At 59.7% G+C, this 7,908-nt stretch carries 8 protein-coding genes and 1 pseudogene; 8 read left to right on the forward strand and 1 reads right to left on the reverse strand.

What is annotated here, in order from left to right:
* Positions 1 to 54 precede the first annotated feature (54 nt).
* From AC4FS3_RS28190 to AC4FS3_RS28220, 7 genes are all read left to right on the forward strand, one after another.
* A complete protein-coding gene (locus tag AC4FS3_RS28190; protein WP_491023291.1) occupies positions 55 to 843 on the forward strand; it encodes a hypothetical protein in 789 nt (262 codons plus the stop codon).
* A gap of 163 nt (positions 844 to 1,006) precedes the next feature.
* Positions 1,007 to 2,599 carry a hypothetical protein gene (locus tag AC4FS3_RS28195; protein WP_491023292.1) on the forward strand — a complete coding sequence of 531 codons (1,593 nt, stop codon included), beginning with the start codon at positions 1,007 to 1,009 and terminating at the stop codon, positions 2,597 to 2,599.
* Positions 2,599 to 3,114, forward strand: a complete 516-nt coding sequence (locus AC4FS3_RS28200) for a hypothetical protein (RefSeq protein WP_491023293.1) — start codon at positions 2,599 to 2,601, stop codon at positions 3,112 to 3,114. The genes AC4FS3_RS28195 and AC4FS3_RS28200 overlap by 1 nt, the downstream gene beginning before the upstream one ends.
* The gene (locus AC4FS3_RS28205; protein WP_491023294.1) at positions 3,107 to 3,406 is read left to right on the forward strand and encodes a tail fiber assembly protein; all 300 of its coding nucleotides are present in this window, start codon (positions 3,107 to 3,109) and stop codon (positions 3,404 to 3,406) included. Before AC4FS3_RS28200 ends, AC4FS3_RS28205 begins: the two co-directional genes overlap by 8 nt.
* A gap of 63 nt (positions 3,407 to 3,469) precedes the next feature.
* Positions 3,470 to 4,105, forward strand: coding sequence for a hypothetical protein (locus tag AC4FS3_RS28210; protein WP_491023295.1), 636 nt, complete (start codon positions 3,470 to 3,472; stop codon positions 4,103 to 4,105).
* Entirely contained in the window at positions 4,065 to 4,898 is an 834-nt protein-coding gene (locus AC4FS3_RS28215; protein WP_491023296.1) for a hypothetical protein, read from the forward strand. Before AC4FS3_RS28210 ends, AC4FS3_RS28215 begins: the two co-directional genes overlap by 41 nt.
* A 536-nt stretch (positions 4,899 to 5,434) precedes the next feature.
* A complete protein-coding gene (locus AC4FS3_RS28220; protein WP_491023297.1) occupies positions 5,435 to 6,031 on the forward strand; it encodes a hypothetical protein in 597 nt (198 codons plus the stop codon).
* Position 6,032: 1 nt separating this feature from the next.
* On the opposite strand, the gene AC4FS3_RS28225 is transcribed toward AC4FS3_RS28220, so the two are convergent.
* The gene (locus tag AC4FS3_RS28225) at positions 6,033 to 7,211 is read right to left on the reverse strand and encodes a Fic family protein (RefSeq protein ID WP_491023298.1); all 1,179 of its coding nucleotides are present in this window, start codon (positions 7,209 to 7,211) and stop codon (positions 6,033 to 6,035) included.
* A gap of 236 nt (positions 7,212 to 7,447) precedes the next feature.
* On the opposite strand from AC4FS3_RS28225, the pseudogene AC4FS3_RS28230 reads away from it, so the two are divergent.
* Positions 7,448 to 7,908, forward strand: a pseudogene (locus AC4FS3_RS28230) (hypothetical protein); the annotation flags it as partial.

The raw sequence follows: 7,908 nt of genomic DNA on the forward strand, positions 1-7,908 counted from the left end.
CAACACACTGAAATCAGGGCCGTCCTTCGGGGCGGCCTGCTGCATGGAGAGACCATGATCCACATTGAACCATCGGCCACGGGCACGCGGGCGAGCGCGGTTGCATATCGCAACGTCCTCGCCGAGGGCGCGCTTTCGTGGTCGAGCCAGACGCCGGACGGCTTTGCGGCGAATGCACTCGGGCCGCAGACCTACGATTTCTGGACCCCGGCTGCGATGCCAGCCACGCTGTCTGTGGTCCTGCCCGTGGCGGTGGACTGTGACTGCGCCGCTGTCATCGCTCACACGCTCGGCAGTGCTGGCGCCTCGGTGCATGTGGAGGGGAGCCTGACCGGCGCGTCATGGGTTACGGTCTCGACCGTCACGCCGACCGATGATCGCGATCTGATCATGCTGTTCGCGGCTGAGGTGCCATATCCGCGCTGGCGCATCAGGATCACCGGCCCGAACGCGCCGGCCATCGGTATCGCATGGATCGGGCCGAGGCTGTTCATCCCGGGTGGGGTGGCGGCGGGCTATGTGCCACTCAACATGGCGCTATCGGTCGACCTGCTACCGAACATCACGCGCGGTGGTCAATTTCTGGGCAATCGGGTGCAGAAGGTAGGCGCTTCGACCTCGATCACCCTCGCGCCTCAGGAACGCTGGTGGGTGCAGTTGGAGGCGGCGCCATTCATCGCACATTACAACGCTGGCAAGCCATTCCTCTGGACAAGCTGTCCCGACCTGTTCGAGGAGGACGGCCATTACTGCTGGCGTGCGGGAGAGACCCTCTCGGCGAATTTCGGTGCCGGTGCGGTCTGGGCCGATCTGAGCATGACGGTGGCTGCCTATGTTGGGTGATCAACCGGTCCAGTGGATCGAAATCGACACGGACTGGTGCCCGCTGACCTTCGGGCATGGCTCATGCTCGGCGGCACTCGGGGGTAGCACCTCGCACATGTGCTTCCAAGGCACTGAGACCTGCGGATCGCGGTCATCGCTGAACGCCGCAGGCCTTGGCAAGTTGACGCTGCGCTTTATCGAGCCCCGCGCCAACCTGCCAAAGGGGGCGACATGGTTCCCGTGCCTCGAAAGCGTTTCAGGCTCCAGTGCTTCAGTGAACATCGCAGGCGCTAACCCGGATCTGGCTCGGCTCGGTAAGCGGGCGACGGTGACGGCGTCAGGCTGGGATTTCCCATACCACGACCGCCTCACGGACAAGTACTGGCGCGAGCGGGTCAGCGGTGTCGCACAACTGGACGGGCAGGGGTATCAGCCGGAGGAATATGGCACCTTCTGGACCCGCCTCCGGGCGCGCTGGCCTTACTATGCTGGCCGCCCGCTGCGGCGCTGCACCGGGCATCTGGTGGATGATAATCTGATCACCGACAGCGTTCGGCACTTCATCATTACCGAGATGTCCATCGGGGGTGGGAAGTGGACGGTCGAAGGCAAAGACATCCTCGATCTGGCTGATGATAAGCGCGTGCAGGCGCCGAAAGCCGTGAACGGCACGATCCTGTTGGATATCGACGCGGCCGATATGGCGCTCACCCTGAACCCGGCGGGCATCGGCGATCTGCAGTATCCGGGCGCGGGATTTGCGTGCATTGGCTCAGAACTTGTCCAATTCACGCGGGCGGGGGATGCTGTGACTATCCTTGCCCGCGGCGTAAGTGGCACAACAATTGCCGACCACAGATCTGGTGACAGCTTCCAGACCAGTTTCAGCCCGCGCCGGGAAAAGCTGGTGCCGGTGCTCCAGTCACTTCTGGTGGATCATGCCGGCATCGATCCTGCGTTCATCCCGCTCACCAAGTGGAATGCCGAGGTAAATCGCTGGGCGCCGACGCTTCGGCTGACTGCCGACATCTGCAAACCCGAAGGGGTGGCAAAGCTGATCGGAGAGTTGGCGATCCTTGGTGTCAGTATCTGGTGGGATGATGCGGCCCAAGAGATCGGTTTGAAGATGAACCGGCCGGTTGACCTCGACGTGGTGAAGATGCTCTCGGACCGGAACAACCTTCTGGATATCGAGATTGAGGACCGGGACGAGGATCGTATCACGACCGTGCAGTTTTTCACTGTGATGCTTGACCCGACGAAATCCGCGACAGACGGGAACAGCTATCGCCGTCAGCGGTACATTGTAGATGCCGGGGCTGTATCTACCCAAGAGTTTGCCGACAGCAGGGTCAAGGAAATCCATTGCCGCTGGCTCAACCATGGAGATGACGCAGCGGTTGCGGTTCTCGGCCGGCGCTTTCTCCAGACTTTCGTTCGGGCGCCGCAGCGGGTGAAAATGCTGGTCGATGCCGACGACGATATGGCGCTGTCTGATGTGGCATCCGTCACAACGCGGGATATCAGAAGCCCGACAGGTCGGGACACCCGGAGATTTGTCCAGATCGCGGCGCGGGAGGAGAAAGTCTCAGGCCACCGCGTCGAATTGACGGGGCAGGCGTACAGCTTCGGCAACAAGCGCTACGGTTACATCACCGAAAATGGTCGCCCAGATTATGCGGCATCGACTGAGGCGCAGAAGGCGCGCGGGGCCTATTGGTCTGGCGCGGATGGCAAAATGAGCGATGGCTCGGACGGGTACAGGTTCATCTGATGACAGATTTTATCGGAATTGAAGACGATGAGCTGGTGCCGGATGCGCCGATCACATCGCTTTTGGGGTTTCGCTTGCGGGACAATCCCATCGCCATGTTCGAAGGTAATGGTCCCAAGCTCCAGCCGAAAGCACTGGCGAGCAACCTGCTCGGTGTCTTTTTTGCATCCGGATGGGAGGCGCCGGGTTTCAATGACATCGGCTGGGTGCGCAATATCCGCCTCAATCTTTGGCGACCAGACTCGGCTGCTTCGATGATTCTCAATATCAGCTTCAGCGCCGACAATGGCGTTACATGGGGGGCGTGGCAGGCGTTGTTTCAATTCTTGGAGGTGTCAACCAGAGGCATCGTTGAGATTGATCTTGTTTCCGGTAATTTCACTCGCTTCGGTGCCGGCGCCATCAGTGGGTCTTTTGTGGTTCCGACAAATTGTAATGCTATCCGCGTGCAGGGAAACGGCGCCAGCGCAATACAGGTCTTCGCATCTGTTGAGGGGGGGCGCGATAATGTCTGATCTCATCGAAGTTACAACCGTCCTCACCTCTGCGCTCACAGGCGAGTCGCGCATCGTCACAACGATGGAGCCGGCGCCTGCGCTTGACCCCGTGGCGCATTGGGCGGCCCTTCGCGCCGAGCGCGACCGGCTGCTGCGGGTATCTGACCTCGATCCTCGCAATCTCGCGGACTTCCCCCAGACTGAGGCCTCGCGCGCCGCATGGCTGGCTTACCGGCAGGCCCTGCGAGACCTGCCTGATGTGACGAGTGACCCACTGGCCGCTGTCTGGCCCGAGCCCCCGCAGGGCTGACCCTTCCGCACAATCCGACCTGACACACCCCGCCGCGTGCGGGCTTTTTTACGTGGATATGCCATGGCTTTGACCAAGAGCACGATTACGGGCCGCGTGCCGCTGCCGACCGATGTGGCAGCAAAGGCGGCTGAGCTTATTTTCACGCTCTCATCCTGGGATACCCAGGGCGCGGACGTGATCGCCCCTGCAACTGTGCGTGCCATCCTTGGCCCGGATGCCTCGTTGCCGGCAGGGTTCGCGCTGTGGCGCAATACCGAGGGCCTGCGCGGCTCGCATTACATCGTGACAGCCCGCTGGACCGAGGAGGATCGGTCGCGGGGTGCCGTGTCGCGCGAGACGCGGCTTGGCAATATCCAGATCGGCGATGAGGCGAGCTATCCTCTGGCCGTCCTGCTGGAGCGCGGTATCGACCCGGCGCCGCCGAGTTTCTGGGTCGCAGCTTCGGCAGGCGATGTGCAGACAATCGTCGATGCTGCCGACGCGCTGTCGGGCTTCACGGAACCGGGCTACCTGGATGAGGTACAGGCAGGCGCGGGCTTGGCCAATGGCGCGGCCACCCCAATGCCAAGGCGGCCTCGATCTACGGGGTTTGCATCAAAGCCGCGCTCACCGCGCGCGGCTGGCTCAACAACACCAGCCTCTGAAGGGAAATATTATGACCACCGTTCGCACACTCCCGGGCGCAAACTTTGCTGATCCGCGCCTTCCGCTGGCTGGCCCTGATCTGCTGCTGACCGGCGGCACCATTGGTCTGCTGGATATTTCCAACCCCGCGAGCTACCCGACCCAGAACCCGGTTATCACCGGCGGCTTTTACGATATGTCCCCGGCGGGTGTTTCGGCGTTGTCGCAATTTGCAAATGGCGCCAATACGCTGAGCTATGCGGGCGGCGGTCTGCTCAAAGCCAATGATGGGGGCAATTACGGTCTGCGGCGCGAGGCAGGCATCCCCAATCTCGCCGCTGCCGGACGCGTCAAAAACGAGCTGCTTGCGCTCATCTGGCTTAAACCATCTGGTCTGTCCGGTGCGGAGCGGCAGCTTCTGCGAGTGGGAGAGTTCACGCCGCCGGGCACCACTTCAGCGAACAGGCAGTCGGCCCGTAACTGGCTGATGCTGGAACAGGGTGCAAGTGCGGGGCAAGTGCGTGTTTGGTCAGCAGGTCAGAGCGTGGATGGCCCGGCACTCTCGACGGCTGCTCCGCAGCAACTGGCAGCCCATGCTCAGCCCGACTGGGATAATACAGGCGCCACCACGAAGGTGTCTTTCTATCGCAATGGAGCATACCTGTTCGATGCGCTGATGCCCTATGTCGCGCGGGAGGCATGCACGCTCCCAGGGATCAGCTATATGCATGACGCCGGAATGGACCGCGTCCGTTATGTCGGGCACTACTACCGCGCCTTTATTGAGGATGTGACCCATTCGGGCCGCGATGCCGCCGAGCTGGTCGCGCGGGACTACGCGCTGAACGTGGCGAAATACACCTGACCCCCCTGCTGGTGGCTGGTCCCGTCGATCCTCGGCGGGGCCGCTATATGGGCGACGGTGGTCGCTCTACAGCATCGCCATGATTGCGATCACCGACACTGCAGAAGGGGCAAGTACCCACGGCCAATACCGGTTCTTCAGTGGCGTTCTGAAATAGCAAATCGGGCAGGTGTGCGCCCCAAATCTCAACTTATGACCGCATTCGCAGCGAAACAGGCGCAGAGCGTTCATTGAATGATTTTTCCAAATGGGAGTTTCTTTGAACTGGAGTTTGAATATTTACTCACATCGCAGGGGGTAATTCCCTTGCTTCGCCCGGTGTAGAACCGTCATGCGCGGGCCAGATCCAGCGCTTCGCTTCTACGGACCTGGCCTCCATCTGCCATACCATGAATTTGGTATTCTGACGAAAGTGCCCCGCCTGGTTAGAGGCAGGGAAGTTAGGGCGGATCCTGCAGTAAAGGCCAGCAGTACCACCGCAACCTTCGCGCGAGCGATCCTGAAAATCAAGAACATATAGCCGCCCAGGAGGCGCAATGACCGTCAAAGACATACTGCCTAAGCCCGGCTTCCTTGCTGAGCGGATCTGGATTTGGCTCACCTCGATCATGCTGAGCGCCGTGGGCGTGATCGTGCTCTCGATCCTGACGCCGGTCGGGAGCCATATATCCGCTGTCTGGGCGCTGCCGGGGGAGATGGCGGCGCTGCGAGGGCAGATCGCGGATCTCGCCGAGGGCGTGAAGCGCGCCGCCGGTGAGGACCGGGTAATCCGCCAGACGCCGGGCCTCAGCTATGTCGCCGAGCCAGTCTATCAGGGTGAGCGGGTGGTGCTGTACATGGTGGCGCAGCGCACGACAGTGGGCCGGGACTGCCGGCTGATGGAATGGTCTGCGCTGTTCACCGATGCCACCGGGATTGCCATGCCGGGATCACCGGTCAATCCGGGCGGCCCGCGCCGGCAGATCAGCGATACCGCGACCCGGCTGCGGATCGAGTTGACCCCGCCCGACACGCTGCAGCCGGGCCGGATCGAGCTGTATCTGGCGCTGACCTATGACTGCGCCGGGCGAGAGGCCTATGACCGGACTGATCCGGTGATCTATGGGATGCTCAAGGGGCCTCGGCCATTATAACTTATGTCGCACCATGGGGGGCGTTTCGCCAAGGAAGAAATCCCTGAATTTCGCTGCGGTTTGCTATAACCATTTTCCCGACTCTGATTATCAGACGCATGGCGGCCAGCGCATTCATATCGCGAGACAATGTCTTTTGATCAACACTGACGTAAACTCGGCTAAGTTTCAGATCGGACGCGAGGACTTGATCAATTGGCCATGCGCTATCTGATTTACTGATCGCAATGGCTAGATGCCGACGCCTCTTAGCTGTGGAAGAAGCTTCGTCTAAGAACCTTGTATGGATGTAGTTAATCCATGTTACACGCATTTGTTCTGCTTGAATAATTCCTACCTGTTCTTGTAGTCCGTCGACGAACCCTTGAACGGCGTACTCTGTGAAGCGGCACAGGTCTCCGTCTCCTTTTGAAACCCCATCAAGCTGGCGGTAATATTCGCTTCTCGTCTTGTTGTAATGATTGCTGAGTAGCTGGCATGTTGGCATGGGGAAGCCAGAGCGAAGAAGGATGTAAACCTCCAGAAGTCGTGATGTCCTTCCATTTCCATCGCCAAATGGGTGAATGAGTGCAATGTAAACGTGTGCGAACAGTGCTGCAAAGATACCATTTCGCATCTTGTTGGTTTCGTCGGAAAGAAGTTCTTCAATAACATCACACATGCGATACAGCAGGTACTCGCAGTCTTCTGCGGGAGCCCCTTTATAACGTGCAACTGTTACGCTGTGCTTTCGAATTTCTCCGGGTCGGACTTCGTCTGCCAAGCTTAGCCCATCGAGGGTCTTAAAGTTAAGGGCCCCAATTAATTGTGGGGTCACTGGTTGGGAGCCATTCTCCCTAGTATCCCTGACAAGTTCATTGCAGGCATCCAAAACATTCTGAACCTCACGCTGTAAGTACTCTTGCGATGGCGGCAGTATAAGTTTTCCGTCAATCTGATCTTTAACCTGCTCCTCGGAAAGGGTGTTGCCTTCAATGGCCGTCGTAGCGGCGGCGCCTTTCGCAAGAAACATTTTGTAGAAATCATCGGCCCGCTGAGGTGCGATGGGTGCGCGAGCGATATGCATGGACTTCGAGATGATCTCGCCTAGCTGCATCCACGCGGGACAGCTTAGGCGACTCAGATCATACTTGAAATGCAGCCATGGGTGGGTCTTCGCGTACTCTCTTTTTGAGTTCATAATCTCACCCCAACTTGTCCAAGCTAATCCTCTGATATAAAGCAAAAAAATCGCAAATCATATCAGAATTTGTCCGTAATATTATAGACTATGTGGTCGTAGATGCAATCCAAATAATCTTGAATATCGTTGCCGGTGAGGGTCTTTTCCAACCCGCCTCTGCGCCAAGCCGCCGACCTAGCTAACCACGCCCCGCCGCCGCGCCGGGCTTTTTCACATCCACCATGGAGATCGACATGACCGAGGCATTCTTTGCCGCGATCCGTCCGCTGTTCGGCGGCGCGCTGAAACAGGCTCAGGTGGATGGCCTCAACGCCATCCTTGCCGCGACAGCAACCCTGCCTCGCAGTTACCGCGCCTATATCCTTGCGACCGCTTATCACGAGACTGCCCACACCATGCAGCCGATCCGGGAATACGGCCGGGGCAAGGGCAAGAAATACGGCGCCATCGATCAGACCGGCAAAGCGCCCTATGGCCGGGGCTATGTGCAGCTCACCTGGCGCGAGAACTATCAGCGCGCAGATCGTGAGCTCGGTCTGGGCGGCCGGTTGGCGGCGGATTACGACCTCGCGCTTGATCCGGCGATTTCGGCGCAGATCCTTGTCGAGGGAATGCTCGACGGCTGGTTCACCGGCAAGGCGCTGCGGGATTACCTGCCCGGGGACTATGTCGGGGCCCGGCGCATCGTGAACGG

Source organism: Pseudogemmobacter sp. TB195, assembly GCF_058313095.1.

Excerpts from the sequence above, each read along its gene's own strand:
- AC4FS3_RS28205 (WP_491023294.1), top strand. The coding sequence starts at position 3,107 with ATGTCTGATCTCATCGAAGTTACAACCGTCCTCACCTCTGCGCTCACA.
- AC4FS3_RS28220 (WP_491023297.1), top strand. The coding sequence starts at position 5,435 with ATGACCGTCAAAGACATACTGCCTAAGCCCGGCTTCCTTGCTGAGCGG.
- AC4FS3_RS28225 (WP_491023298.1), bottom strand. The coding sequence starts at position 7,211 with ATGAACTCAAAAAGAGAGTACGCGAAGACCCACCCATGGCTGCATTTC.
- AC4FS3_RS28200 (WP_491023293.1), top strand. The coding sequence starts at position 2,599 with ATGACAGATTTTATCGGAATTGAAGACGATGAGCTGGTGCCGGATGCG.
- AC4FS3_RS28190 (WP_491023291.1), top strand. The coding sequence starts at position 55 with ATGATCCACATTGAACCATCGGCCACGGGCACGCGGGCGAGCGCGGTT.
- AC4FS3_RS28210 (WP_491023295.1), top strand. The coding sequence starts at position 3,470 with ATGGCTTTGACCAAGAGCACGATTACGGGCCGCGTGCCGCTGCCGACC.
- AC4FS3_RS28215 (WP_491023296.1), top strand. The coding sequence starts at position 4,065 with ATGACCACCGTTCGCACACTCCCGGGCGCAAACTTTGCTGATCCGCGC.